Here is a 26,003-nt window from a genome sequence, read left to right on the forward strand (position 1 = left end):
AACTGCTGGCCCACCTGCGTCCCTGACCGCCAATCCGGGCACAACTGGCGGCATCACCCGCAGGTCACATGGCGGCAAGGGTCTGTGAACGCTGCGTGATGATCCACGTCATGCGATTTCGCCGCCACGTGGAGGGGAAGCTGCCGTGGCGGCCCCTGTGCGAGGTACAACCATTTCGCGGTGTCATGAGTCCTCGTCAGCGCGATCACGTCATGATCGCGCTGACGAGGAGACCATCATCATCGCCATACGCAAGACCCTGACCGCCGCCGCAGTCGTCGGTGCCGTTCTGGCAGGTTCGGCCGCCTGCGGCACCGTGGAGCAGCTCACCGCCGGGCAGAAGCTCGACGACGCCTTCGAGAAGCTCGGCAAGGAGAAGGCGATCTCCTTCGAGTTCGATCTCGACACCGACGCCGCGAGCCTGAAGGCGTTGGACGCCACGTCGGACCCGGTGGCCGGGGAGGGGATGTCCGACGACGTCGCCGAACTGTTCAGCGGCGTGAAGGCCAGTGTCACCGTGCAGTCGAGGAAGCCGATCGAGGAGTCCGGGGAGAAGGACTACGTCGGCATGGCACTGAAGCTCAGCAACAAGGACGGCGACCTCACCGAGTACCGGGTCGTCGGCGACTACACCTACATCCGCTCCGACGTGAACGCCGTCGGCAAGGCGATGGGCTTCCCCGCACCGTCGGCGAAGGACCTGCCCCCGGAGGCGAACGGGCTCAAGAAGATGCTCCAGGGCGAGTGGGTGAAGATCAACACCAAGGAGATCCAGAAGAGCACCGCCGAGATGGGAGCGGTGCCGGGTGCGAAGCCCGCGCCGCAGCCCACCCTCGACGCCAAGACGCAGCAGCGACTGCTGGAGGCACTGCGCGGGACCATCGCCCGCGAGGTCGACTTCAAGACGGTCGACGGCAAGGACGGCTCCGAGCACATCACCGCCACCGCTCCGTTCCGTACGCTGATCACGAAGCTCCTCGGCGAGATCCGTCCGCTCGCGAAGAGCTTGCCGGCGGGCATGGAACTGCCCACGGACAAGGATCTCGAGGACGCCCCGAACGCCAAGGTCACGGCTGACTTCACGCTCAAGAACGGTGAGCTGACCGAGATCTCCGTCGACCTCGCCGAGCTGGCCGAGAACGCGAAGGTGAAGAAGCTGGGCCTGGTGGTGCGGATGAGCGAGGGCCGGACGCCCACGGCCCCGGCCGGCGCCACCGAGCTGGACCTCGACGAGCTCCTGGGCGGGTTCGGCGCCGCGATGATGGACCAGGACGCCTTCTCCGAGGACGCGGACGCCTTCTCCGAGGACGCGGCGTAGGTGAGGGGCTGGGTCTGTGGACGTGGCTCGACCCGCGTCGTCCAGCGGCGTTCACAGACCCCGTACGGGACCTGACCGCCATGACGTACAACCTCCTCGTCCTGCGGCCGCTGCCCTGGTGACCGGCACCGCTGAGGGTGGTGACGAGGGCTCGGTCAGGGTGGGGGTGCTTCGGTCAGGCGTAGGGTGCGGGCCGCGAGGTCGGTGATGCTGGTGCCGTCGAAGCCGAAGACCGCGCTGCGGACCGTGTCGCGCAGCGGGTCCTTCCAGCGGGCGGGGATGGCGTCCGCGCCGGTCAGCACACCGGCCACCGAGCCCGCCGTCGCGCCGTTGGAGTCGGTGTCCAGGCCGCCGCGCACGGTCAGCGCGATGGTCCGGGTGAAGTCGCCCTCCCCGTACAGCAGCCCGGCGGTCAGGACGGCGGCGTTCGGGACGGTGTGGATCCAGCCCAGGCCCGCGGTCTCCTCGGCCAGCGTGGCGAGGGTGTCCTCCCAGCCCAGCCGGGTCTCGTGCAGCGAGGTCACCCGGCGCACGGTCCGCGCGAGGCGGCTGCTCGCCGGGATCACCGTCAGCGCGGTGTCCACCGCGTGCCGCACGCCGGGGGCCGTGAACGCCGCCGCGACCAGGGCCGCCGCCCACATCGCCCCGTACACCCCGTTGCCGGTGTGCGACAGCACCGCGTCCCGGCGTGCCAGCGCGGCCGCGCGCTGCGGGGCGCCCGGGCAGGTCCAGCCGTAGATGTCGGCACGGATCAGCGCACCGATCCACTCCTGGTACGGGTTGTCGTACGTCGCCGTCAGCGGCGGCTTGAGGCCGTTCGCGAGGTTGCGGTAGGCGGCCCGCTCGGCGGTGAACGTCTGACGGTACGGCAGCCGCAGCAGCCACAGGTCGCCGACCTGCTCGGTGCTGAAGCCGAAGCCATGGGTCTCCAGCAGGTCGAGGCCGAGGATCGCGTAGTCGACGTCGTCGTCGCGGCAGCTCCCGTCGATGCGGCCGCGGACACAGCTGCGCCACTCGGGGCGCAGCCGCGCCGCGTCGTCCTCGCTCGCCGGCTCGGGGAGGTAGTCGGTGAGCGGCAGGGCGTCGGCCCGCCGCAGATAGCCGTCGATACGGTCCCGCGTCCACAGGTCGCCCTGCTCCACCGGCTTGCCGAGCATGTTGCCCGCGATCCGGCCCAGCCAGCCGCCGAGGACGCGGTCGGCGAGCCGCGGCCCGTTGCCCACAGAGGTCATGGCTTCGGTCTACCCGATTCCCGGGACGACCGCTCGGCCGTGCCCGGCGCCCGGCACAGCGGATCGCCAGGAGATTCCCAGGGTTCGGGCGGGGCATGACGGCGGGCGCGCGCTGCGGTTAAGGTCGCAACGGCGCGACTGGCCCCGACGTGCACGGGCCCGGAGAGCAAGGGGAGTTCGACGTGGCGGACGCAAGCGTGGACGGCATCCGGCGGGTGCTTGTCGCCGCGGACAAGTTCAAGGGGTCGCTGACGGCCGTGGAGGTCGCCGAGCGGGTGACGGCCGGGCTGCGCCGGGTCGTGCCGGACCTCCCGGTCGAGGCACTGCCCGTGGCCGACGGCGGTGACGGCACCGTGGACGCGGCGGTCGCCGCCGGGTTCGAGCGGCGGGAGATCCGGGTCGCGGGCCCCCTCGGACAGGAGGTGACCGCCACGTTCGCGCTGCGCGGCGACACCGCGGTCGTGGAGATGGCGGAGGCGAGCGGGCTGCAACGACTGCCCGCGGGCGTCTTCGCCCCGCTCACGGCGTCGACGTACGGCTCCGGGGAACTGCTGCGCGGCGCGCTGGACGCGGGAGCGCGGACGATCGTGTTCGGGGTCGGCGGGAGCGCCACCACCGACGGGGGCGCCGGGATGCTGTCCGCGCTCGGCGCGCGCTTCCTGGACGAGGAGGGCGAGCCGGTGCCGCCCGGCGGCGGCGGGTTCGACGGCCTGGCGCGGGCGGACCTGTCGGGTCTGGACCCGCGGCTGGACTCGGTGGAACTGGTGCTCGCCAGCGACGTCGACAACCCGCTCACCGGCCCGAAGGGCGCGCCCGCGGTCTACGGTCCGCAGAAGGGCGCCTCGCCGGACGACGTGGAGGCGCTCGACGCCGCGCTGGCCCATTACGCGAAGGTGCTGGAGGCGGCGGTCGGCGCGCGTGCCGCCGAGCACGCGGTGGCGCCCGGGGCGGGCGCGGCGGGCGGTGTCGGCTACGGCGCGCTGCTGCTCGGCGCGCGGTTCCGGCCCGGCATCGAGGTGATGCTCGACGTCCTCGGCTTCGCGCCCGCGCTGGAGCGGGCCGACCTGGTGATCACCGGTGAGGGTTCGCTGGACGAGCAGACCCTGCACGGCAAGGCGCCGGCCGGTGTCGCGGCGGCCGCCCGCGCGGCGGGCAAGGAGGTCGTCGCCGTGTGCGGCCGGCTCGCGCTGCCGCCCGAGGCGCTCGGCCGGGCCGGCATCCGGCGCGCCTACCCCCTCACGGAGATCGAGCCCGACATCGCCACCTGCATCTCCGAGGCGGGCCCGATCCTGGAACGCCTGGCAGCCCGGATCGCCACCGACTTCCTGACCTGATACCCCCGGTGGTCGTCTGCGGCCAGGGGGGGCTCATTCGCGCAGTTCCCCGCGCCCCTGAAGGGGCGCCGGGAACACGGAGAGAGGGGCCCCGGGTCGCAGAACCCGGGGCCCCTCTCTCGTCCGGCCGAACCCGGCGGAGCACTACGGCAGCTGCGCCGCCCGCGCCTCGCGCCGGTTGTCGCGGAAGTTGTTCACCCGGCGGGCCGTGGCGAACAGCGGGATGACCGCGCCCATGACCAGCTGGAGCGCACAGCCCGTCTGGAGCAGCATCTGGCCGCCGGGGGCGTCGAAGGCCCAGGCCGCCAGCAGTCCCATGCTGAGCACGATCCAGACGAGCACCGCCCCGGCGAGCCGGCCGCGCGGCTTCGGGTACTCGACGCGGCTGACCATCAGCCAGGCGGTGCCCAGGATCGCCAGCAGCGTGGCCACGAAGGGGAGCTCCAGCAGGACGATCGAGACGACCGTCAGCGCGCCGAACGGGCTCGGCATGCCCTGGAACATGCCGTTCTTGACCGTCACGCAGGAGAACCTGGCGAGCCGCAGGACGACCGCCAGCAGCACCACGATCGCGCCCACCGCCGCCACGCGCTGGTACGCGTCGTCCGCGACCATGCCGTAGACGAGGACGAAGTAGGCCGGCGCCAGGCCGAAGCTGATCAGGTCGGAGAGGTTGTCCAGCTCCGCGCCCATCGGGGAGGAGCGAAGCTTCCTCGCCACCAGGCCGTCGAAGAGGTCGAAGACCGCCGCGCACAGCATCAGGATGACGGCGGTGGCCGCGCTGTGGCGGGCCATGCCGGATTCCTGGCTGCCGGTGAGGTGCGGGATCAGGATGCCGGTGGTGGTGAAGTACACCGCCATGAAGCCGCACGTGGCGTTGCCGAGCGTGAGCGTGTCCGCTATCGACAGGCGGAGAGAAAGAGGCATCTCCTCCTCGTCGTCCACCTCGTCGGCCTCGGGCACCCAGCCTGCCTGGGTCTCCGGATCAATCACGGTCAATGCGAGTCACCCCAGCCACGGTCTTCTGACCGACCTCGACCGCGACCTCCACGCCCTCGGGCAGGTAGATGTCGACACGCGAGCCGAAGCGGATCAGGCCGATCCGGTCACCCTGCTCGACCTTCGTGCCCTGCGGGATGTAGGGCACGATGCGGCGGGCGACGGCGCCGGCGATCTGGATCATCTCGATGTCACCGAGTTCGGTGTCGAAATGCCAGACCACGCGCTCGTTGTTCTCGCTCTCCTTGTTGAACGCCGGAACGAACCCACCGGGGATGTGCTCGACCGACGTCACGGTCCCGGCCAGCGGCGCACGGTTCACGTGGACGTTGAGCGGGCTCATGAAGATCGCGACGCGGGTCCGGCCGTCCTTCCACGGCATGATGCTCTGCACCACACCGTCGGCGGGCGAGATGACCCGGCCCTGCGTGATCTCGCGCTCCGGGTCACGGAAGAACCACAGCATGCCCGCGGCGAGCGCGGTCGCGGGCACGGCGACGGCCTTTGCGGCACCGGAACGGCGCGCGCGGGCCAGGCTGAGGGCGGCGGTGGCGACGGTCGGGAGAAGCCACGGCGATGCTCCGCGCGCGAGGCGGACCCGGCCGCGAGGTGCAGAGGACTGGCTGTGGGGCATGGATGACCTTCGTAGCGGATGATGCCGCGCTATATCAGGGGACGGCGGCTTTCCGGCGATCGTAGCGGCTAAGAGCCGCAACTGGGTAAGTCGGGAACCTTAGTCGACGGCTGGAGACCGTTGACGGGGTGTGATCTTCTTCTCTAAGAAAACACCCCGTAGCCGGACAATCAGCCCTGGATTCGGTACTCTTCGAGCAATCTGCGACCGATGATCATTTTCTGGATCTCGGCGGTACCTTCGCCGATCAGCAGCATCGGGGCCTCGCGGTAGAGGCGCTCGATCTCGTACTCCTTGGAGAAGCCGTAGCCGCCGTGGATCCGGAAGGCGTCCTCGACGACCTCCTTGCAGTACTCGGAGGCGAGGTACTTCGCCATCCCTGCTTCGAGGTCGTTTCGCTCCCCGGAGTCCTTTTTGCGTGCTGCGTTCACCATCATGGCATGGGCGGCCTCGACCTTGGTAGCCATCTCGGCGAGCTTGAACTGGATCGCCTGGTGCTGGGCGATCACCTTGCCGAAAGTGTGACGTTGCTGGGCGTACTGGACACCGAGCTCGAAGGCACGCTGGGCGACGCCACAGCCACGCGCCGCCACGTTGACGCGGCCGACCTCCACACCGTCCATCATTTGGTAAAAACCGCGCCCGGTGACCCCGCCGAGCACCCGATCCGCGGAAATCCGCAGGTCATCCATGATCAGCTCGGTGGTGTCGACCCCCTTGTACCCCATCTTGTCGATCTTCCCGGGGATGGTCAGACCGGGACGGACCTCGCCGAATCCGGGCTCCTTCTCCACCAGGAACGTCGTCATCGACTTGTGGGGGGCCGTGCCCTCGGGGTGTCCTTCGTCACTTCGCACCAGGACGGCCACGAGGGACGACGTGCCGCCGTTGGTCAGCCACATCTTCTGGCCGTTCAGGACGTACTCGTCGCCGTCCTTGACCGCCTTCGACGAGATCGCCGAGACGTCCGAGCCGAGGGCCGGCTCCGACATCGAGAAGGCGCCGCGGATGTCGCCGGCCGCCATGCGCGGCAGGAAGTGGTCCTTCTGCTCCTGCGTGCCGTGCTGCTTGAGCATGTAGGCGACGATGAAGTGCGTGTTGATGATGCCGGAGACCGACATCCAGCCGCGGGCGATCTCCTCGACGCACAGGGCGTACGTCAGGAGCGACTCGCCGAGACCCCCGTACTCCTCGGGGATCATCAGCCCGAAGAGGCCGAGCTCCTTCAGGCCGTCGACGATCTGCTGCGGGTACTCGTCGCGGTGCTCCAGCTCGGTGGCGACCGGGATGATCTCCTTGTCCACGAAGTCGCGGACGGTGGAGAGGATCTCCTGCTGGATGTCGTTCAGACCGGCGGTCTGGGCGAGTCGCGCCATCTCTACTTCTCCTGCTGCTTGAGCTCCGGGCGCCCGGGCTGCTCGCCGCCGCGCTCCTTGATGTACGTCTCGGTCGGCACCATCACCTTGCGGCGGAACACGCACACGAGCGTGCCGTCCTGCTTGTAGCCCTTGGTCTCCACGTGGACGATCCCGCGGTCCGACTTGGACCGGGAGGGCGTCTTGTCGAGGACCGTGGTCTCGCCGTAGATCGTGTCGCCGTGGAAGGTCGGCGCCACGTGCTTCAGCGACTCGATCTCCAGGTTGGCGATCGCCTTGCCCGAGACGTCCGGGACGGACATGCCGAGCAGCAGCGAGTAGATGTAGTTGCCCACGACGACGTTCTTGCCGAAGTCCGTCGTGTTCTCCGCATAGTTGGTGTCCATGTGGAGCGGGTGGTGGTTCATGGTGAGGAGACAGAACAGGTGGTCGTCGTACTCCGTGACCGTCTTTCCGGGCCAGTGCTTGTACGTCGCCCCGACCTCGAACTCCTCGTAGGTCCGTCCGAACTGCATCGCGCTCAGGCCTCCGGGATCTCGAACTTGGTGGTGCGCTGCATGCCGGCGGCGCGGCCCTTGCCGGAGATGACCAGGGCCATCTTGCGGCTGGCCTCGTCGATCATCTCGTCGCCGAGCATCGCCGAGCCCTTCTTGCCGCCCGCCTCGGACGTGCAGTAGTCGTACGCGTCCAGGATCAGCTCGGCGTGGTCGAAGTCCTCCTGCGACGGCGAGAAGATCTCGTTCGACGCCTCGACCTGGCCCGGGTGCAGCACCCACTTGCCGTCGAAGCCGAGCGCGGCGGCGCGCCGGGCGACCTCGCGGTAGCCCTCGACGTTGCGGATCTGGAGGTAGGGGCCGTCGATCGCCTGGAGGTTGTTGGCGCGGGCGGCCATCAGGATCTTCATCAGGATGTAGTGGTAGGCGTCCGCCGGGTAGCCGGGCGGCTGCTCACCCACGACCAGCGACTTCATGTTGATCGACGCCATGAAGTCGGCCGGGCCGAAGATGATCGTCTCCACGCGCTGGGACGCGGTGGCGATCTCGTTGACGTTGTTCAGGCCCTGGGCGTTCTCGATCTGCGCCTCGATGCCGATCTTGCCGACCTCGAAGCCCATGGTCTTCTCGATCTGCGTCAGCAGCAGGTCGAGCGCCACCACCTGCTGGGCCGTCTGGACCTTCGGCAGCATGATGCAGTCGAGGTTCTGGCCCGCGCCCTCGACGACCGTGACGACGTCGCGGTACGTCCACTCGGTCGTCCAGTCGTTGACGCGCACGACCCGCGTCTTGCCGGTCCAGTCGCCCTCGTTGAGGAACTTGACGATGGTGTGCCGCGCCTCGGGCTTGGCGAGCGGCGCGCACGCGTCCTCCAGGTCCAGGAAGACCTGGTCGGCCGGCAGGCCCTGCGCCTTCTCCAGGAAGCGCGGGTTGCTCCCCGGGACCGCGAGGCAGGAGCGTCGCGGACGCAGACGGTTGACGGGCGTGGTCATGCGGGGACCTCCAGGGGGTCGAGCTTGTTCGCTTTCCGGATCTCGTCGACGATACGGCCGATGATCCCGGTGATGTCGAAGTCCTTCGGGGTGAAGACCGCGGCCACTCCGGCGGCCCTGAGCTGCTCGGCGTCGGCGTTCGGGATGATCCCGCCCGCGATCACCGGGATGTCCGCCGCGCCGGCCTCGCGCAGCCGCTCCAGCACGTCGGGGACGAGCTGGGCGTGCGAGCCGGAGAGGATGGACAGGCCGACCGCGTGCACGTCCTCGGCGAGGGCGGCGTCCACGATCTGCTCGGGGGTCAGCCGGATGCCCTGGTAGACCACCTCGAACCCGGCGTCGCGGGCCCGCACGGCGATCTGCTCGGCACCGTTGGAGTGCCCGTCCAGGCCCGGCTTGCCGACCAGGAAGCGGAGCTTTCCGCTGCCCAGCTCCCGGGCGGTGGCGTCCACCTTGCGGCGGACCTCCGCCATCGGCGAGCCCGCCTCGGCGGGGACGGCCACCGGCGCCGAGGAGACGCCGGTCGGAGCACGGAACTCCCCGAACACCTCCCGCAGCGCGCCCGCCCACTCGCCGGTGGTGACCCCGGCCCGGGCGCACTCCAGGGTGGCCTCCATGAGGTTGCCGGTGCCCTTGGCGGCCTCCTTGAGGCGCTCCAGCGCCTTGCAGGGCCGGGGGTGGTTGAACGGCGGCTGGTAGCGGGTGTCGCGCCACTGCCCGAGCGACTCGACGACCCGTGCCTCGACCGCCGGGTCCACCGTCTGGATCGCCGTGTCCAGGTCGGCGGTCAGCGGGTTGGGCTCGGTCGTCTCGAAGATGTTGACGCCGACGATCTTCTCCTGGCCGGACTCGATCCGGGCCCGGCGCTCGGCGTGCGAGGAGACGAGCTGCGACTTGAGGTAGCCGGACTCGACGGCGGCCATCGCGCCGCCCATCTCCTGGATCCGGTCGATCTCGGCGAGGGAGTCCTCGACGAGCTGGGCGACCTTCGCCTCGATCACGTGCGAGCCCGCGAAGATGTCCTCGTACTCCAGCAGGTCGCTCTCGTGCGCCAGCACCTGCTGGATGCGCAGCGACCACTGCTGGTCCCAGGGCCGGGGCAGGCCCAGCGCCTCGTTCCAGGCCGGCAGCTGCACGGCACGCGCGCGGGCGTCCTTGGAGAGCGTCACGGCCAGCATCTCCAGCACGATCCGCTGGACGTTGTTCTCCGGCTGCGCCTCGGTCAGGCCGAGGGAGTTGACCTGGACGCCGTAGCGGAAGCGGCGCTGCTTGGCGTCCGCGATGCCGTACCGGTCGCGGGTGATCTGGTCCCAGATGCGGCCGAACGCCCGCATCTTGCACATCTCCTCGACGAAGCGGACGCCCGCGTTCACGAAGAAGGAGATGCGGGCGACGACATCGCCCTTGCGGTCCTCCGGGATCTGGCCGGACGCGAACACCGCGTCCAGCACGGCGATCGCGGTGGACATCGCGTACGCGATCTCCTGGACCGGTGTGGCCCCCGCCTCCTGCAGGTGGTAGCTGCAGATGTTGATCGGGTTCCACTTGGGGATGTGGTTGACCGTGTAGCAGATCATGTCCGTCGTCAGCCGCAGCGACGGCCCCGGCGGGAACACATGGGTGCCCCGCGACAGGTACTCCTTGACGATGTCGTTCTGCGTCGTCCCCTGGAGCTTGGTGACGTCCGCGCCCTGCTCCTCGGCGACGACCTGATAGAGCGCCAGCAGCCACATGGCGGTGGCGTTGATCGTCATCGAGGTGTTCATCTGCTCCAGGGGGATGTCCTGGAACAGCCGGCGCATGTCACCGAGGTGCGCGACGGGCACGCCGACCCGGCCGACCTCGCCGCGGGCGAGGATGTGGTCGGAGTCGTAGCCGGTCTGCGTCGGCAGGTCGAACGCCACCGACAGGCCGGTCTGGCCCTTGGCGAGGTTGCGCCGGTACAGCTCGTTGGACGCCTCGGCCGTGGAGTGACCGGCGTAGGTCCGCATCAACCACGGCCGGTCCTTCTGACGCTCGCTCATGGGTGGACCTCAGATGTTCCGGAAGCGGTTGATGGCGTCGACGTGCTGGGCGCGCAGTTCCTCGTCGCGCACGCCGAGGCCTTCCTCGGGCGCCAGGCAGAGCACGCCGACCTTGCCCTGGTGGAGGTTGCGGTGCACGTCGTAGGCGGCCTGCCCGGTGTCCTCCAGGGAGTAGACCTTGGACAGCGTCGGGTGGATCTTGCCCTTGGCGATCAGGCGGTTGGCCTCCCACGCCTCGCGGTAGTTGGCGAAGTGGGAGCCGATGATGCGCTTCAGGGACATCCACAGGTACCGGTTGTCGTACTCGTGCATGTAGCCCGAGGTCGAGGCGCAGGTGGTGATGGTGCCGCCCTTGCGGGTGACGAACACGGACGCGCCGAAGGTCTCGCGGCCGGGGTGCTCGAAGACGATGTCGATGTCCTCGCCGCCGGTGAGCTCGCGGATGCGCTTGCCGAAGCGCTTCCACTCCTTCGGGTCCTGGGTCTGCTCGTCCTTCCAGAACCGGTAGCCCTCGGCGTTGCGGTCGATGACGTTCTCGGCGCCCATCGACCGGCAGATGTCGGCCTTCTCCGGGCTGGAGACGACACAGATCGGGTTGGCGCCGCCGGCCAGCGCGAACTGCGTCGCGTACGAGCCGAGGCCGCCGCTCGCGCCCCAGATGAGGACGTTGTCGCCCTGCTTCATGCCGGCGCCGTTGCGGGAGACCAGCTGCCGGTAGGCGGTGGAGTTCACCAGGCCCGGGGCGGCGGCCTCCTCCCAGCTGAGGTGGCCGGGCTTGGGCATCAGCTGGTTGGACTTGACGAGCGCGATCTCGGCGAGGCCGCCGAAGTTGGTCTCGAAGCCCCAGATGCGCTGCTCGGGGTCGAGCATCGTGTCGTTGTGGCCGTCCGAGGACTCCAGCTCGACCGACAGGCAGTGCGCGACGACCTCGTCGCCCGGCTTCCAGGCGTTGACGCCGGGGCCGGTGCGCAGGACGACGCCCGCGAGGTCGGAGCCGATGATGTGGTACGGCAGGTCGTGGCGCTTGGTGAGCTCGGAGAGCTTGCCGTAGCGCTCCAGGAACCCGAACGTCGACAGCGGCTCGAAGATCGAGGTCCACACGGAGTTGTAGTTGACGGAGGAGGCCATCACGGCCACCAGGGCCTCGCCCGGGCCCAGCTCCGGCAGCGGCACCTCGTCGAGGTGCAGCGACTTGCGCGGGTCCTTCTCGCGGGTCTGCATGCCCGCGAACATCTCCGTCTCGTCCTTGTGCACGGTCATCGCGCGGTACGACTCGGGCAGCTCGAGAGCGGCGAAGTCGGCCGACGTCGATTCCGACGACTGGATCGCGTCCAGGATGTCCTTAACGGTCACGGTGTTGCCTCCGGCGGTGAGCGCCCTGAGGGAGGGGCGCTGAGGGTTGCGGCGGTGCTGCTGAGGGTGTGAGGAGTGCCGTCGGTTCGGCGGGGGTGGAGCTTCGGCAGCGCTTTGTGGCGCGGGAGGTTGCCTGTGACGCAGGCGTCCGGGCGCGCGACCAGGTGGTTGCGGGGACAGCCGACGTGCGAATGGTCTCTGCACGCCGGCCGCCCGGACCACTTCAACGTATGGCACTCCGTGTCACCGTGCAAGGCACGGGGTGCCAGAACTTCATCTCAGATGAAATCTTTACGTAACAAATGAGCGATGATCGATCGAACGGGTGCTGAAATCTGTTCGAAAAGATGCCCTGACATGCCAAAACGGCCACCCGGAAGGGTGGCCGTCGTCACAGGGGTCGGTCGGGTGGTCAGCGCTCCCTGAGCGCCTCCTCGATGGTCCGCATGACCTCGTCCAGCGGGGCGTCGGTCCGCGCGACCGTCACCAGGACCTCGCCCTGGTGGGAGACCGCCGCCGGGGCCGCGGCGGGCTTGGGGGCCGTCCCGCGGCCCGCGCCGATCCCCGAACCGAACGTCTTGCGCACGATGGCGAAGGCGTGGTCGAGCTGGGCCTCGACGTCGCCCTGGCCGCCGGCCCGCAGCCAGCGCCGCAGGACGTGGTTGTGGGCGGTGACCACCGCGGACGCGGCGACCTCGGCGAGCAGCGGGTCGTCGTTGGCGTCGTCGTCGTGCGCGTGCTCGTCGAAATGGCCCAGGAGATAGCGGGTGAACAGCCGCTCGTAGCGGGCCACCGAGGCGATCTCCGCCTCCCGCAGGGTGGGCACCTCACGGGTCAGCGTGTAGCGGGCGACCGAGATCTCCGGCCGGGCCGCGTACATCCGCATGACCTCCTTGATGCCCCGGCACACGGTGTCCAGCGGGTGCTCGTGCGGAGGCGCCGCGTTCAGCACCGCCTCGGCACGCACCAGGGTGTCGTCGTGATCCGGGAAGATCGCCTCTTCCTTGGAGCGGAAGTGCCGGAAGAAGGTGCGGCGGGCGACCCCGGCCGCGGCCGCGATCTCGTCGACCGTGGTCGCCTCGTAGCCCTTGGTCGCGAACAGCTCCATCGCGGCGGCCGCCAGCTCGCGGCGCATTTTCAGCCGCTGCGCGGCCGCGCGGCTGCCCGCGGCGCTCTCCGGTGCTTCTGGCGCGGCTGGGGTACGTGAGGACTTGGCGGGCTGGGGCATGCCCCGAACGTACTGCATGTGCGCAGCTCGGTGCGCAGGTCCGGGGTTTCCCCCGCCCTGGAGGGGCGGGGGAGGATCGGGCCGGCCGGACCGCCCGAATCCACCCGGATCGAGCAGTCCGCCCCAGTCCGTGCCCGACCGGAACCAGTCGCCGGGACGCTCAGCGGCGGGCATATTCGCGGAATCCCCGGCCCGTCTTGCGGCCGAGGCAGCCCGCGGCCACCAGGTGCTCCAGGAGGGGTGCCGGGGCCAGGCCGGGGTCGCGGAACTCGCGGTGCAGGACCTTCTCGATGGCCAGCGAGACGTCCAGGCCGACGACGTCCAGGAGCTCGAAGGGCCCCATCGGGTAGCCGCCGCCCAGCTTCATCGCCGCGTCGATGTCGTCCAGGGTCGCGTAGTGCTCCTGCACCATCTTGATCGCGTTGTTGAGGTACGGGAAGAGCAGCGCGTTCACGATGAAGCCGGCCCGGTCGCCGCAGTCGACGGCGTGCTTCTTGATCCGGACGCAGACCTCGCGGACCGTCGCGTGGACGTCGTCCGAGGTCAGCACCGTACGGACGACCTCGACCAGCTTCATCGCCGGGGCCGGGTTGAAGAAGTGCATGCCGATCACGTCCTGCGGACGCGTGGTCGCCCGCGCGCACGCGACGACCGGCAGCGAGGACGTGGTGGTGGCCAGCACCGCGCCCGGCTTGCAGACCTTGTCCAGCGTCGCGAACAGCTGCCGCTTGACCTCCAGGTCCTCGGCGACGGCCTCGACGGCCAGGTCGACGTCCGCGAAGGCGTCGTAGGAGCCCGCCGCGGTGATCAGGTCCAGGGTCTCCGCGGCGGCCTCGGCGCTCATCCGGCCCTTGTCGACGGAGCGTGCGAGCGACTTGCCGATCCGGGCCCTGGCCGCCTGCGCCTTCTCCTCGCTGCGGGCGGCCAGCACGACCGCGTAACCGGCCTTGGCGAAGACCTCGGCGATACCGGAGGCCATCGTCCCGGAACCGGCCACGCCGACGGAGCGCACCTGGCGGCCGGGCGTGAGCTCGGCACCCTCCAGCGGCGTCAGCGCGTCCCGCACGACCGTGGCGCTGCCGGGGGCGTCGTAGGTGTAGAAGCCGCGGCCCGACTTGCGGCCGGTCAGGCCGGCCTCGCTGAGCTGCTTGAGGATCGGGGCGGGGGCGTGCAGCCGGTCGCGGGACTCGGCGTACATGGCGTCCAGGACCGTGCGCGCGGTGTCGACGCCGATCAGGTCGAGCAGGGCCAGCGGGCCCATGGGCAGTCCGCAGCCCAGCCGCATCGCCGCGTCGATGTCCTCGCGGGAGGCGTACTTCGCCTCGTACATCGCGGCCGCCTGGTTGAGGTAGCCGAACAGCAGCCCGTCCGCGAGGAACCCGGGCCGGTCGCCGACCGCGACGGGCTCCTTGCCGAGATCGATCGCCAGGTCCGTGACGGCGGCGACCGCCTGGGGCGCGGTCAGCACCGAGGAGACGACCTCGACCAGCTTCATCGCCGGGGCCGGGTTGAAGAAGTGCAGGCCGAGCACGCGCTCGGGGCGGGCCGAGTCGGCGGCCAGCCGGGTCACCGACAGCGCGTTGGTGCCGGTGGCGAGGATCGTCTCCGGGCGCACGATGCCGTCCAGCTCGCGCAGCACCTGGTGCTTGATCTCGTACGACTCCGGAACCACCTCGATGACCAGGTCGGCGTCGGCGGCGGCTCGCAGGTCACCGGAGGTGCGGACCCGGGCGAGGACGTCCGCGCGCTCCTGCTCGGTCAGCCGGCCGCGCTGCACGGCACGGGCGGTGGAGGACTCCAGGGCCGCGACGGCCAGCGCGGCCTGCGACTCGCTGACGTCGATACCGACGACCTCACGGCCGGCCTTGGCCAGGACTTCGGCGATGCCGGTGCCCATGGTGCCGAGGCCGACGACGGCAATGGTCTTCAGGGGGGACAGGGAGGTGTCGGACAGGGGAGTGGCCATCGCGGGACTCCTGGAGAGAGGGTGACGACTGGGAGCGCGCCCGGGTGCGCCACGAGAGGCGCACCGGGTGCGAGAAGTGCGGGTGTTGGCGGGCTGCATGCGCACACGCCCGGTGCCGACGCCGCGGGTCTCCGCCCGGACGGAACCGGGAGCGGGGAGGGCGCGCACACGCCCGTGCAGCGAACGGCGGGAATCGACCGGCCCTGTCCCGGAGCCGGGTCGTACAGCGGTACACGAGGCACCGAACCGACCACACTCGAACCGGCTGCGTCACCAGGCCGGTACGAGGAGAAACGCGAGTGGGTGACTCGCTCGTCTGAGCTTAACCCGTGAGTAACGAGCGCGCCAGCCCCCGATTTTGTGACCTGCCCACGCAGGGGGCGGCGCGGCCCCCGGGACCGGCCCTAGGCTCGACCTCATGGACGAAGAGTTGCGATCGCTCACGGAGCGCTTACGGCGGGAGTCGGGCGGACCGGCCGACTGCGAACGGCTGGCGGCGACCAGGGACCACGACGCACTGGCGGAGGTGCTCACCGCCCCCGGGCAACCCCTGTGGGCCAGGGAACTGGCCGCGTTCCGGCTGGGGTTGGCCGGCGACCGGCGCGCCTTCGAGACGCTCGTCCTGCTGCTCAACCACCGCGACCCCGAGCGCTGTGTCTCGGCCGCGTACGCGCTGGCCCGGCTCGGCGACCCCCGGACCGCCCGCGCGGCGGCCGCCCTCGCCACCAACGAACTGCGCGTGGCCTACGCCCTGCACCCGGTCCGGCTGCTCGTCGAACTGGACGCCCCCGAGTCCGTACCCGCGCTGATCACCGTGCTGCGCCGTCGGCTGCGCTCCCCGCACGACCCGTACCGCCGGGTGGCCCTCGCCTGCGTGGAGGGACTCGGGACCTTGGGCGACACCCGCGCCCGGCCCGTGCTCGACGAGGCCCTCGCCCACCCGGTGCTGGCGGAGTCGGCGGTGCGCGCGCTGGCGCGGCTCCCGCGCGGGGGGTGAGACCTCCGGCCCGGCCTTCGCGGCCGTCAGCCCGTCAGTTCCCGGGTGTAGCGCACCTCGGGGACTTCCACCCCGCCCGCCTCGAACGGCTCCTCGGCGCCGTCCGCGCGGAAGCCCGCCCGCTCGTAGAAGCGCCGGGCGCCGGTGTTCTCCCTCAGCACCCACAGGAACATACGGGGGTGCCCGGCGGCCGCGCGCAGCCGGACCGACTCGGCGAGCAGTGCCCGGCCGACCCCGCCGCCGCAGTGCCCGGGGTGGACGTAGATCGCGTACAACTCGGCGTCCTCGGTGCGCACTTCGCCGTCCCGGTAGGGTCCGTGCGCCGCCCAGCCGACGAGCTCGCCGTCCCGCTCGGCGACCAGGTTCCCCACCCGGCCGTCGCCCCGGGTGAACCAGGTGCGCCGCCGTTCGGCGTCCGCGGCCACGCTGAGACCGTCGAGGTAGGCCTGCGGCACGAGGCCCCGGTACGCGCTCTGCCAGCCCCGGACGCGGATCTCGGAGACCCGGTCGCAGTCGGCGAACTCCATGTCCCTGACGACGAGTGCGCTCACGCGTCCACCACGGCGAACGCCTCGATCTCCATCAGGAACTCGGGCCGGACCAGCGCGGCCACCTGCACGGCCGAGGCGGCCGGCAGCCGGTCGTCGGGTATGTGCTCGGCGCGGGCCGCGCGGATCGCGGGCATCTGGGCCATGTCCGTGACGAAGTAGGTGAGTTTGACGACGTCGTCGAAGCTCGCTCCGGCCGCGGCCAGGCAGTGCCGCAGGTTCCGGAAGATCTGGCGGGCCTGGGCCGCCGCGTCGCCCGCGCCGACGAGCGCGCCGTCCTCGTCGAGCGCGACCTGGCCGGAGACCGCGACGAGCCGGCCGGTGGCGGTGACGACATGGCTGTACTGCGCCGCGGGGGCGACCCCGTCGGGAGCGGCGATCCTGGTCGGTTCACTCATGCGTCCATCCTGGACCATCCCGTCGGCAACGCCTTCGACGGGCTCCCCCACCCGGCCCGCCCGGCCGGCCTCCGTGGCCCGCCGGGCCACGCGATCCGGCCCGCCCGGTCCGCCGCGTGCGGCAGTCCGGGCGGGCCGGGGCGGGCGGACCGGTCGGTCAGCCGCGGTAGCCGAGCAGGCCGTGCAGGGCCGAGCCGCGTGCCGAGGTGGAGGCCGCCTTCGAGGTGAGCGGCTTCGGGTCGGGCAGGGTCTTGCACACCGCGTCGGCCTCGCCGCGACCGCGCGGCACCGTGCCGTCGGTCAGGTAGGCCGCCAGGTGCTTGTCCAGGCAGGTGTTCCCGCTCAGCGTGACACCGTGGTTGCCGCCGCCCTGCTCCACCACCAGGCTGGAGCGGGCCAGCAGCCGGTGGACCGTCGCGCCGCCCTGGTAGGGGGTGGCCGCGTCGTCCGTCGCCTGGAACAGCAGGACCGGCGGCAGCTGGCCGTTGGCGATGTTCACCGGCTGCCGGGAGCGCGTCGGCCAGAACGCGCACGGCGCGTTGTACCAGGCGTTGTTCCAGGCCATGAACGGCGCCTGCTCGGCGACCTCCCAGGTGTCCTTGCGCCACTGGTTCCAGTCGCGCGGCCAGGAGGTGTCCCGGCACTGCACCGAGGTGTAGACGCTGTAGCCGTTCTCGCCGGAGGCGTCCACGGCGGCGAAGTTCTGGTACGCCTCGACCAGCGGCTCGGGGTCGTGCTTCACCACGTACGCCGAGAACGCCTCGGCGAGGTAGGGCCAGTAGCCGTTGTAGTAGCCGCCGGGCATGAAGGTGTCCTCCAGTTCGGAGGCCCCCACCTTGCGGCCGGCCGGCTTCTTCGCCAGCGCCGCCCGCATCGCGTACCACCTGGCCTCGACCTTGGCCGGGTCGGTGCCGAGCCTGTACGTCTTGTCGTACTTGGCGATCCAGGTCATCAGCGCCCGGTGCCGGTCGTCGAAGGCGTGGTCCTGGGCGAGGTTGTCGTCGTACCAGACGCCCGTGGGGTCGACGATGGAGTCGAGGACCAGGCGGCGGACGTGCCGCGGGAAGAGCTTGGCGTACACGGCGCCGAGGTAGGTGCCGTACGAGTAGCCGAAGTAGTTGAGCTTCCGGGCGCCGAGGGCCTGCCGGATGGAGTCCATGTCCCGTACGGCGCTGACGGTGTCGATGTACGGCAGCACGCTCGCGTACTTCTTGCCGCAGGCGGCGGCGAACGCCTTGGCGCGGTTCACGTTGGCCCTCTCCAGGGCCGGGGTGACGGGCACCGTGTCCGGGCGCACCGGCTTGAAGTGGCCGGGCCTGCAGTCGAGGGCGGGCTTGCTCGCGCCGACCCCGCGCGGGTCGAACCCGATCACGTCGTACTGCGCCGCCACCGCCTTGGGCAGCGAGGTCGCGACGAACCCGGCGAGCTTGAGCCCGCTGCCTCCCGGGCCGCCGGGGTTGACCAGCAGGGGACCCTGGTACTTCTTCGCGGTGTGCGGGACCCGGGACAGCGCGAGCGAGATCTGCCGGCCCCGCGGGTTCGCGTGGTCGAGCGGCACCTTGAGGGACGCGCACTGGAGCGTCGGATAGTCGGTCGTGCCGCACTTCTTCCAGGTGACCTTGGCGGCCTCGGCGACGTCGGAGGCCTCGGCGGCGTGGGCGGCTCCCGCGGTCGACGACGGGCTCGCGTCGGCGGGCACGGCTGTGAGCGTTCCGGCCATGACGACGGCGGCACCGCACAGCACGGCTGCGCGTTTTCTCATGTGGAGTGCTCCCAGGACGGAGGGGTCGGACCGCGAGGTTCACGATCCACGCCGCATCGTCCCGAAAATTACGCTCGGAAGAACGCGTTATCACAATACTTGACCCGATTGGTCCGCCGGATCCCTCGAACGCCCCTGGGACCGAAGGGTGCGGACGGGGCGTCAGCGGGTGTCGGTCAGGCGTCTGCTGGTGCGTTCGCGCAGCAGCAGCCACTGCTCGGCCGCGGCGCCGGGACCGGGGTGCCCGCCCTCGCCCTGGAGCAGGGCGGCGTAGGCTGCCTTCCCCGCCTCCCTCCGGGGCGGATCCAGGCTCGGGATCGCCCTCGCCATGCCCTTCCAGGCGTTGTCTGCTTCCGGTGTGCTGAGCATCGAACCTCTCCCGCGGAATCGGGTCACCGAGAAGTGCACGGAGGTGGGCGGGTGCGGTGGCGGCTCGCCGTCCTCGGGCCCGCGGATGACACCTCCTCGGCGGCGTCGCCCCCAGATTAGAACATGTGTTCCCGTGATCGTGCGAGTGTCGATCCCGATCGCCTCGTGCGCACCGTTCGATCACTTCCGAGACCCCGATTTGGGCGGCCGGGGACAGGGGTGGTTGGCTTGCCCCAACCCCGAGAACTCAGGTGCTGGAGGAAGCAAATGGCGCAGGTCGAGGCCACCACGGAGCGGGTCGTCGCGGCGAACGCGGAGAACGTGTTCGACGCCCTCGCCGACTACAGCGGCACGCGCGGCAAGCTCCTGCCCGAACACTTCAGCGAGTACGAGGTGCGCGAGGGCGGCGACGGAGAGGGCACCCTCGTCCACTGGAAGCTCCAGGCCACCAGCAAGCGGGTGCGTGACTGCCTGCTGGAGGTCAGCGAGCCGACCGACGGCGAACTCGTCGAGCGGGACCGCAACTCCTCCATGGTCACCACCTGGCGCGTCACCCCGGCCGGCGAGGGCTCCTGCCGTGTCGTCGTGACCACCACCTGGAAGGGCGCCGGCGGCATCGGCGGCTTCTTCGAGAAGACGTTCGCGCCCAAGGGGCTCGGCCGGATCTACGACGCGATCCTCGCCAACCTCGCCGCGGAGATGGAGAAGTAGGCTCCTCGGGAACCAAGGGGCCGGAATCGAGGGGGCGTTGCCTCCCTCACCGGTTCGGGTGGATCTCCTCGACGGTCGCCGTCGCGCCGTAACTCGTCGCGCTTGCCCGCAGTTGTCGCTTTAAGCGGCAATTGCGCGGCGGGTGCGACGAGGGGAGCGGTACGTGGGCGGGATCACTCTGGTGCAGGACGGCCCGGTGACGGCGCCCCCGGACACCCCCGCCGCCGGCCCCGCCGCGGCCGCCGGACCGGCCCCGCGCCGGGTGCGCCTGATCTTCTGCGCGCTGATGCTCGCGCTGCTGCTGGCCGCCCTGGAGCAGATGATCGTCGCCACCGCGCTCCCGAAGATCGTCGGCGAGCTGCACGGCCTGGACCGGATGTCCTGGGCGATCACCGCCTATCTGCTCACCTCCACGATCGGACTGCCCGTCTACGGCAAGCTCGGCGACCTCCTCGGCCGCAAGGGCGTCTTCCAGTTCGCGATCCTCGTCTTCGTCGTCGGCTCCGCGCTGGCCGGCCGCGCGCAGACCATGGACCAGCTCATCGCCTTCCGCGCCGTGCAGGGCGTCGGCGCGGGCGGACTCATGATCGGCGTACAGGCGATCATCGCGGACATCGTGCCGCCCCGGCAGCGCGGCCGTTTCATGGGCCTGATCGGAGCGGCCTTCGGGCTGGCCTCCGTGGCGGGCCCGCTGCTCGGCGGCTACTTCACCGACCACCTCTCCTGGCGGTGGTGCTTCTACGTCAACGTCCCCTTCGGCCTGGTGACGCTCGCCGTCGTCACCGTCGTGCTCGACCTGCCCAGGCCCGAGGTCAGGCCGCGCTTCGACGTCCTCGGCGCCCTGCTGCTCGCCGCGGCCTCCACCTGCCTGGTCCTGCTGACCAGTTGGGGCGGCACCGAGTACGCGTGGGGCTCGCGCGTCGTCCTCGGCCTCGGCGCCGGAGCGGCCGTCGCCACCGTCCTGTTCCTGCTCACCGAGCATCGCGCCGTCGAACCCCTGCTCCCGCTGCGGCTGTTGCGGGACCCCGTCTTCAACGTCACGGCTCTGGTCGGCCTGGTCGTCGGCGTCGCCCTGTTCGGCGCCGCGAGCTATCTGCCGACCTTCCTGCAGATGGTCGACGGAGCGAGCGCCACCGAGTCCGGGCTGCTGATGCTGCCCATGATGGGCGGCATCGTCGTCGCCTCCATCGTCTCCGGGCAGCTCATCAGCCGTACCGGCCGCTACCGGATCTACCCCGTCCTGGGCGGTGCGCTCTCCGCCCTCGGCATGTGGCTGCTGTCCCGGCTGGAGGTCGACACCCCCAGGCTGCACTACAGCGTCTGGATGGCCGTCCTCGGCGCCGGGATCGGCATGGTGATGCCGGTGCTGATCCTCGCCGTGCAGAACGCCGTGCGCCCCGCCGACCTCGGCACCGCCACCAGCGCCAACAACTACTTCCGGCAGATCGGCGGCAGCGTCGGCGCCGCGGTCTTCGGCACCCTCTTCGCCGACCGGCTCGCCGACGCCCTCGCGCGGCGTCTGCCCGCACGCGCGGGCGCCCGCCTGCCCGACCCCGAGTCCCTCACCCCGCAACTCGTCCACGCGCTGCCCCCGGCGCTGCGCGACGCCTACATCAGGGCCTACGCCGACGCCATGCCGCGGATCTTCCTGTACCTGGTGCCGGTGCTCGTCCTCGGCCTGCTCATCGCCTGCTTCCTCAAGGAGACCCCCCTGTTGACCAGCGCAGCCTCCCACCAGACCCCCGCGAACGGCGCGGCACCGGAGCCCGCCCGGGTGAACGCGGCAGTCCCGCACGCCCGTTCGCCCCACACCGCGGGCATCCCCGTCTGCGGCACCGTGCAGCACCCCGACGGCACCGCCGTGCCCCGGGCCGCCCTCACCCTCATCGACGTCTCCGGGGCACAGATCGGCCGGGGCGCCAGCGGCGACGACGGGCGGTACGCCCTGTCGACGCCGGGCAGCGGATCGTACGTCCTGATCGCCGCCGCGGGCGGGCACCAGCCGCAGGCCGTCTCGGTGACCGTCGGCGAGCGGCCCGTCGAGCTGGACGTCGTCCTCGGCGGCGCCGGACGCCTCGCGGGCGCCGTGCTGACCGCGGACGGCACCCCCGTGCGGGACGCCGCGGTCACCCTCACCAACGTCCACGGCGAGGTCGTCGGCACCACCCGCAGCGGGCGCGACGGCGGCTATGTCATCACCGAGCTGGTGGCCGGCGAGTACACCCTCGCCGCCAGCGCGCCCGCCTTCCGCCCGGCCGCCCTGCCCGTCACCGTCCAGGCCTCGCGCGAGACCCGCCAGGACGTCGAGCTCGCGGGCGGCGCCGTGCTGCGCGGCACCGTGCGGGCGGGCGGCGGCCGGGTCGTCGAGGACGCGCGGGTGACCCTGCTCGACGCGGCGGGCAACGTCGTGGACACCCTCACCACCGGGCCCGACGGAACGTTCCGGTTCGTCGACCTGTCCTCCGGCGAGTACACCGTGATCGCGGCCGGATACCCGCCCGTGGCCACCGTGCTGCACATGGCGGGCGGCGGGCGCACCGAACGCGACCTCCAGCTCGGCCACGAGGACTGACCCGGCACCGGGCGGGACGCGGACCCGCGCGCCGGAGCGCGCGCGGGGTACGGAGAGGGGCGCGGATCCGCGCGCCGGAGAGGCGGTACGGCCCGGACCTGCGCGTCGGCGCGGTGCGGTGGAACGAATTCCAGAATTGCCGCACATCCCCGGCGGCCACCCCCTTACGGTGGAGGATGGCGGCACAGATCTTGCGGAGCCGTGGGGAGAGAGGGCCTGGACCATGTCCCGTGGCACCGACCGTGACACCGACCGCGGCACCGAGTGGGGCGCACCTCCCGCGGGTCACGTCGCGACCGGACGCGTCCCGCTGGCCGTGGTCGTCGTGGACCGGGACGGTCTGGTCTCCCACTGGAGCAGGGGCGCACGCCGGTTGTTCGGCGCGGCCAAGGAGGACGCGATCGGGCGGTCCGCCCTCGACCTGCTCCCGGTCTCCGGCGCTCTGCCCGAGCACGACGCCCCCACCGCGTTCGACGGGTTCGCGGCGGACGACGGCCCCGGCCCCGGCCTGGAGTCCTCGCTCGACGGCCGGCTGTCCTACCCGGCCGCCGGACGCGCCCGCCTCTCCGTGCCCGAGCGCGACCGCGTCGACGTGCTGTGGTGGGCGTACCCGCTGGTGGGCCCCGGCACCGAGCGGCTGCTGGTGCTGGCCGCCGACGCGGACGGACTGCGCCCGGACGAGCCCGACCCCGGTACGGACTTCGAGCGCATCGCACCCGCCTTCGCCCTGCACACCGACTTCCCCGGGGCCGAGGAGCTCGCCCGGCGGCTGCCCGAGATCCTGCCCAGCATGAGCGTCGGCGAAGGCGCCCGGATCGTCGCCCAGGTCCTCGAACTGGGCTATCCGATCCTGGAGTTCAGTCAGAACGACCGGGTGCCCGTCACCCCCGACTGGGGCGTGCCCCGGCGCGCCGAGCGCAAGGCACGGCGCGAGCGGGCCGCCCGCGCCGTGGCGCAGGGCCTGCCCCTGCCCGCGGACTCCGCCGACGAGGCCGAGGACCTGGAGTACGCCGCCGTCCGCGAACGCCTGGAGTTCCTCACCGAGGTCAGCGGCAGGATCGGCACCTCCCTCGACCTGGCGAGGACCATCACCGAGGTCAGCAGGGCCGTCGTGCCCCGCTTCACCGACGTCGCCGGCACCTATCTGCGCGAACAGGTCGTCGCCGGTGAGGGTTTCCCCGACGGCGTCCCCGACACCACCACCCTGTGGCACCGGGTCGCCCTCGAACACACCGACGAACCCGGCCGCTGGGACGACGTCGTGCCGGTCGGCGAGGCCATGCCGTTCCCGGCGCACACCCCGTTCTTCCAGTGCATGACCAGCGGCGAACCGGTCCTGGTGCCGCGTATCGGCGAGCAGTTGGGCCACGCCATCGCCTCGCAGTTCGAGAAGCGCGACATCCGGCCGCTGATCACCGGCCGCTCCATGCTCGTCGTGCCGCTCAAGGCCCGCCAGGTGGTCCTCGGCTTCATGATCCTGCTGCGCCACCCCGAGCGCGCCGAGTTCAACGACATGGACCGGGTCACCGGGGCCGAACTCGCCGCCCGCGCGGGCCTCGTACTGGACAACGCGCGCATGTACACCTACCAGGAGAGCGTCGCCGAGACCCTCCAGGACAGCATGCTGCCGCACATCCCGCCGCGCATGGCGGGCTGCGACATCGCCACCCGCTATCTGCCCGGCACGCTGCTGGGGCGGATCGGTGGCGACTGGTTCGACTCCGTGAAGCTGCCCGGCGCCCGCACCGCCCTGGTCGTCGGCGACGTCATGGGACACGGCCTCAACTCAGCCGCGATGATGGGGCAGTTGCGCACCGCCGTGCAGACCATGGCCGCGCTCGACCTGCCGCCCGCGCAGCTGCTGCGCAACCTCGACGACCTCGCCCAGCGGCTCGGCGACGGCTACCTCGCGACCTGTCTGTACGCCGTCTACGACCCCATCGCGGGTGAACTGCACCTCGCCAACGCGGGTCACATCCCGCCCGTCCTGGTCCGCGCCGGGAACGGGCGCAGTGAGCTGCTCGACCTGCCCACCGGCGCGCCGATCGGCGTCGGCGGGGTCCCCTTCGAGTCGGTGCGCGTGCGCGTGGAGCCCGGTGACCGGCTGGTGATGTGCACCGACGGGCTGGTGGAGATGCGCGGCGAGGACATCGGCGTGGGGCTGGCGACGCTCTGCGAGTCCGCCGCCCACCCGGCGGCCTCCATGGACGACGCCTGCGACACGATCATCCGCGCCCTGAACACCCGCGGCGGCCGCAAGGACGACGTGGCCCTGCTGATGGCCCGGCTCAACGGCATCGCCCCCGACAAGGTCGCCGAGTGGTGTCTCGCCCTCGACCCGGCCGAGGTCCGCCGGGCCCGCGCCGTGGTCCGTGAGCAGCTGCACGACTGGGGCCTGGCCCGGCAGGCCGACAGCGCCGAACTGCTGGTCGGGGAACTCGTCACCAACGCCGTACGCCACTCCCACGGCCGGCCGGTCGTCCTGCGCCTGGTGTACGGGGAGACCCTGCTGTGCGAGGTCGACGACGACGACCACGACCTGCCGACCCTGCTCAGCGCCGGTCCGGACGACGAGCGCGGGCGCGGACTGCGCGTGGTGAGCACACTGGCCCGCGAATGGGGCACCAGCCGCAGGGGCGCGGGCAAGACCGTCTGGTTCGAACTGACCCTGCCCCGCCGCTGACCGGCCCTGTCCTGCCGCTGCCCTGTGCTGCCGCTGAGCGGGTGCGTCCGGCGCGCGCCGGCGTACGCGACTCGAACGCGGCGTGAAGGAACGGCCACCGCACTTGTCGCCGCGCCTCGGGAGCGATAGACCGTACCGGCCCGTCACTTATGGCGGATCGGCTTCGGATCCTGGGGAGTTGGGCATGAGCGTGACGAGTCGGTACCGAGAGGCCTGGGAAGGGTTCTGGCGCGAGGCCTCCGGCGAACCGGGAGCCGTGTTCTGGGATGCCGGGCCCGTGCTCACCGTCGGCCCCCAACTCGCCTTCTTCGAACCGTACCTGGCCGATCCCGGGCTGCCGCTGGTGGACCTCGGCTGCGGCAACGGCACCCAGACCCGTTTCCTCGCCGACCGTTTCCCGCAGGTCGTCGGCGTCGACCTGGCCGCCGCGGCCCTGGAGCACGCCCGTCGCGCGGACCCGGCCGGCCGGGCGTCGTACCGGCAGCTCGACGCCGTGGACAAGAGCGCGACGGAGTCGCTCCACGCCGAACTCGGCGACGTCAACGTCTATATGCGCGGAGTGCTGCACCAGTGCGAGCCCGACGGGCGGCAGCCCCTGGTGGACGGGATCGCCACGCTGGTCGGGGAGCGCGGCCGGGCGTTCCTGGTCGAGCCGGTGGAGGCGGCGGGCGCCGTGCTGGGCGGTCTGGCGCAGGGCCCCTCGGGCCCGCCGCCGAAGCTCGCGCCGATCTTCCGGCACGGCATCGCCCCCATGAAGGTGAAGGACGACGCGGTACCCGGCCATCTGGCCGCGGCCGGTCTCACCGTCCTCGCCGACGGCGAACTCCCTCTTCTCACCACCGAGTTCATGCCCGACGGCACCCGGGTCGAGCTGCCGTCGAAGTGGCTGGTGGTGGGCCGCCCGGCGTGACCACCGGGTGGGGGACCGGCGCGCTGTGACCACCGTCACCCACCGGTGAGACCTCCTCCTGTCACACTCCCGGGCCACGCGGAGTCAGTGGGGCGACGGAAGT

At 71.3% G+C, this 26,003-nt stretch carries 21 protein-coding genes; 7 read left to right on the plus strand and 14 right to left on the minus strand.

All coding sequences use genetic code 11. The features are described 5' to 3' along the window. Positions 1 to 316 precede the first annotated feature (316 nt). Positions 317 to 1,318: a hypothetical protein gene (locus ACZ60B_RS36245; RefSeq protein WP_469394814.1), complete on the plus strand. Its 1,002-nt coding sequence runs from the start codon at positions 317 to 319 to the stop codon at positions 1,316 to 1,318. A 155-nt stretch (positions 1,319 to 1,473) separates the two neighbouring features. On the opposite strand, the gene ACZ60B_RS36250 is transcribed toward ACZ60B_RS36245, so the two are convergent. After that, a complete protein-coding gene (locus tag ACZ60B_RS36250; protein WP_469394816.1) occupies positions 1,474 to 2,550 on the minus strand; it encodes an ADP-ribosylglycohydrolase family protein in 1,077 nt (358 codons plus the stop codon). A gap of 215 nt (positions 2,551 to 2,765) precedes the next feature. Here ACZ60B_RS36250 and ACZ60B_RS36255 point away from each other — a divergent pair, with 215 nt between their 5' ends. Then, complete coding sequence (locus ACZ60B_RS36255; RefSeq protein ID WP_469394877.1) at positions 2,766 to 3,884, plus strand: glycerate kinase; 1,119 nt, start codon at positions 2,766 to 2,768, stop codon at positions 3,882 to 3,884. Between the two features lie 144 nt (positions 3,885 to 4,028). On the opposite strand, the gene pssA is transcribed toward ACZ60B_RS36255, so the two are convergent. The 9 genes from pssA to ACZ60B_RS36300 form a co-directional block, all read right to left on the minus strand. After that, the gene (gene pssA, locus ACZ60B_RS36260; protein WP_162468798.1) at positions 4,029 to 4,847 is read right to left on the minus strand and encodes a CDP-diacylglycerol--serine O-phosphatidyltransferase; all 819 of its coding nucleotides are present in this window, start codon (positions 4,845 to 4,847) and stop codon (positions 4,029 to 4,031) included. Positions 4,848 to 4,869: 22 nt separating this feature from the next. Further along, on the minus strand, positions 4,870 to 5,517 hold the full coding sequence (locus ACZ60B_RS36265) for a phosphatidylserine decarboxylase (RefSeq protein WP_152889562.1): 648 nt from the start codon (positions 5,515 to 5,517) through the stop codon (positions 4,870 to 4,872). 170 nt (positions 5,518 to 5,687) lie between these two features. Further along, positions 5,688 to 6,893 carry an acyl-CoA dehydrogenase family protein gene (locus ACZ60B_RS36270; protein WP_469394818.1) on the minus strand — a complete coding sequence of 402 codons (1,206 nt, stop codon included), beginning with the start codon at positions 6,891 to 6,893 and terminating at the stop codon, positions 5,688 to 5,690. A gap of 2 nt (positions 6,894 to 6,895) precedes the next feature. Continuing rightward, entirely contained in the window at positions 6,896 to 7,408 is a 513-nt protein-coding gene (locus ACZ60B_RS36275) for a MaoC family dehydratase (RefSeq protein WP_152889566.1), read from the minus strand. Positions 7,409 to 7,413: 5 nt separating this feature from the next. Continuing rightward, the gene (locus tag ACZ60B_RS36280; RefSeq protein ID WP_469394820.1) at positions 7,414 to 8,379 is read right to left on the minus strand and encodes an HpcH/HpaI aldolase/citrate lyase family protein; all 966 of its coding nucleotides are present in this window, start codon (positions 8,377 to 8,379) and stop codon (positions 7,414 to 7,416) included. Then, complete coding sequence (locus ACZ60B_RS36285) at positions 8,376 to 10,403, minus strand: protein meaA (protein WP_152889570.1); 2,028 nt, start codon at positions 10,401 to 10,403, stop codon at positions 8,376 to 8,378. Before ACZ60B_RS36285 ends, ACZ60B_RS36280 begins: the two co-directional genes overlap by 4 nt. Positions 10,404 to 10,412: 9 nt before the next feature. After that, a complete protein-coding gene (ccrA, locus tag ACZ60B_RS36290) occupies positions 10,413 to 11,756 on the minus strand; it encodes a crotonyl-CoA carboxylase/reductase (protein WP_469394822.1) in 1,344 nt (447 codons plus the stop codon). A 412-nt stretch (positions 11,757 to 12,168) separates the two neighbouring features. Next, a complete protein-coding gene (locus ACZ60B_RS36295) occupies positions 12,169 to 13,002 on the minus strand; it encodes a TetR family transcriptional regulator (RefSeq protein ID WP_469394824.1) in 834 nt (277 codons plus the stop codon). Between the two features lie 142 nt (positions 13,003 to 13,144). Beyond that, the gene (locus ACZ60B_RS36300) at positions 13,145 to 14,950 is read right to left on the minus strand and encodes a 3-hydroxyacyl-CoA dehydrogenase family protein (protein WP_469394826.1); all 1,806 of its coding nucleotides are present in this window, start codon (positions 14,948 to 14,950) and stop codon (positions 13,145 to 13,147) included. A gap of 418 nt (positions 14,951 to 15,368) precedes the next feature. Between ACZ60B_RS36300 and ACZ60B_RS36305 the strand changes: the two genes are divergently transcribed. Further along, entirely contained in the window at positions 15,369 to 15,947 is a 579-nt protein-coding gene (locus tag ACZ60B_RS36305) for an adenylosuccinate lyase (protein WP_469394828.1), read from the plus strand. Between the two features lie 26 nt (positions 15,948 to 15,973). On the opposite strand, the gene ACZ60B_RS36310 is transcribed toward ACZ60B_RS36305, so the two are convergent. From ACZ60B_RS36310 to ACZ60B_RS36325, 4 genes are all read right to left on the minus strand, one after another. After that, entirely contained in the window at positions 15,974 to 16,498 is a 525-nt protein-coding gene (locus ACZ60B_RS36310) for a GNAT family N-acetyltransferase (RefSeq protein ID WP_469394830.1), read from the minus strand. Then, on the minus strand, positions 16,495 to 16,893 hold the full coding sequence (locus ACZ60B_RS36315; RefSeq protein WP_469394832.1) for a RidA family protein: 399 nt from the start codon (positions 16,891 to 16,893) through the stop codon (positions 16,495 to 16,497). Before ACZ60B_RS36315 ends, ACZ60B_RS36310 begins: the two co-directional genes overlap by 4 nt. Positions 16,894 to 17,050: 157 nt before the next feature. Then, positions 17,051 to 18,655 carry an alpha/beta hydrolase gene (locus tag ACZ60B_RS36320; protein WP_469394834.1) on the minus strand — a complete coding sequence of 535 codons (1,605 nt, stop codon included), beginning with the start codon at positions 18,653 to 18,655 and terminating at the stop codon, positions 17,051 to 17,053. Positions 18,656 to 18,817: 162 nt separating this feature from the next. Beyond that, positions 18,818 to 19,024 carry a hypothetical protein gene (locus ACZ60B_RS36325; RefSeq protein ID WP_469394836.1) on the minus strand — a complete coding sequence of 69 codons (207 nt, stop codon included), beginning with the start codon at positions 19,022 to 19,024 and terminating at the stop codon, positions 18,818 to 18,820. Between the two features lie 267 nt (positions 19,025 to 19,291). Here ACZ60B_RS36325 and ACZ60B_RS36330 point away from each other — a divergent pair, with 267 nt between their 5' ends. The 4 genes from ACZ60B_RS36330 (at position 19,292) to ACZ60B_RS36345 (ending at position 25,900) form a co-directional block, all read left to right on the plus strand. Beyond that, a complete protein-coding gene (locus tag ACZ60B_RS36330; protein ID WP_152889584.1) occupies positions 19,292 to 19,735 on the plus strand; it encodes an SRPBCC family protein in 444 nt (147 codons plus the stop codon). Between the two features lie 163 nt (positions 19,736 to 19,898). Further along, on the plus strand, positions 19,899 to 22,307 hold the full coding sequence (locus tag ACZ60B_RS36335) for an MFS transporter (protein ID WP_469394839.1): 2,409 nt from the start codon (positions 19,899 to 19,901) through the stop codon (positions 22,305 to 22,307). Positions 22,308 to 22,530: 223 nt separating this feature from the next. Then, complete coding sequence (locus tag ACZ60B_RS36340) at positions 22,531 to 24,990, plus strand: ATP-binding SpoIIE family protein phosphatase (RefSeq protein ID WP_469394841.1); 2,460 nt, start codon at positions 22,531 to 22,533, stop codon at positions 24,988 to 24,990. Between the two features lie 184 nt (positions 24,991 to 25,174). After that, positions 25,175 to 25,900: a class I SAM-dependent methyltransferase gene (locus ACZ60B_RS36345; protein ID WP_469394843.1), complete on the plus strand. Its 726-nt coding sequence runs from the start codon at positions 25,175 to 25,177 to the stop codon at positions 25,898 to 25,900. Positions 25,901 to 26,003 lie beyond the last annotated feature (103 nt).

Source organism: Streptomyces sp. NPDC104096, assembly GCF_055584385.1.

Coding starts and splice junctions, on each gene's coding strand:
- ACZ60B_RS36320 (WP_469394834.1), bottom strand. CDS start 18,655: ATGAGAAAACGCGCAGCCGTGCTGTGCGGTGCCGCCGTCGTCATGGCC.
- ACZ60B_RS36305 (WP_469394828.1), top strand. CDS start 15,369: ATGGACGAAGAGTTGCGATCGCTCACGGAGCGCTTACGGCGGGAGTCG.
- ACZ60B_RS36300 (WP_469394826.1), bottom strand. CDS start 14,950: ATGGCCACTCCCCTGTCCGACACCTCCCTGTCCCCCCTGAAGACCATT.
- ACZ60B_RS36325 (WP_469394836.1), bottom strand. CDS start 19,024: ATGCTCAGCACACCGGAAGCAGACAACGCCTGGAAGGGCATGGCGAGG.
- ACZ60B_RS36315 (WP_469394832.1), bottom strand. CDS start 16,893: ATGAGTGAACCGACCAGGATCGCCGCTCCCGACGGGGTCGCCCCCGCG.
- ACZ60B_RS36330 (WP_152889584.1), top strand. CDS start 19,292: ATGGCGCAGGTCGAGGCCACCACGGAGCGGGTCGTCGCGGCGAACGCG.
- ACZ60B_RS36295 (WP_469394824.1), bottom strand. CDS start 13,002: ATGCAGTACGTTCGGGGCATGCCCCAGCCCGCCAAGTCCTCACGTACC.
- ACZ60B_RS36345 (WP_469394843.1), top strand. CDS start 25,175: ATGAGCGTGACGAGTCGGTACCGAGAGGCCTGGGAAGGGTTCTGGCGC.
- ACZ60B_RS36285 (WP_152889570.1), bottom strand. CDS start 10,403: ATGAGCGAGCGTCAGAAGGACCGGCCGTGGTTGATGCGGACCTACGCC.
- ACZ60B_RS36340 (WP_469394841.1), top strand. CDS start 22,531: ATGTCCCGTGGCACCGACCGTGACACCGACCGCGGCACCGAGTGGGGC.
- ACZ60B_RS36270 (WP_469394818.1), bottom strand. CDS start 6,893: ATGGCGCGACTCGCCCAGACCGCCGGTCTGAACGACATCCAGCAGGAG.
- ACZ60B_RS36275 (WP_152889566.1), bottom strand. CDS start 7,408: ATGCAGTTCGGACGGACCTACGAGGAGTTCGAGGTCGGGGCGACGTAC.
- ACZ60B_RS36280 (WP_469394820.1), bottom strand. CDS start 8,379: ATGACCACGCCCGTCAACCGTCTGCGTCCGCGACGCTCCTGCCTCGCG.
- ACZ60B_RS36250 (WP_469394816.1), bottom strand. CDS start 2,550: ATGACCTCTGTGGGCAACGGGCCGCGGCTCGCCGACCGCGTCCTCGGC.
- ACZ60B_RS36265 (WP_152889562.1), bottom strand. CDS start 5,517: ATGCCCCACAGCCAGTCCTCTGCACCTCGCGGCCGGGTCCGCCTCGCG.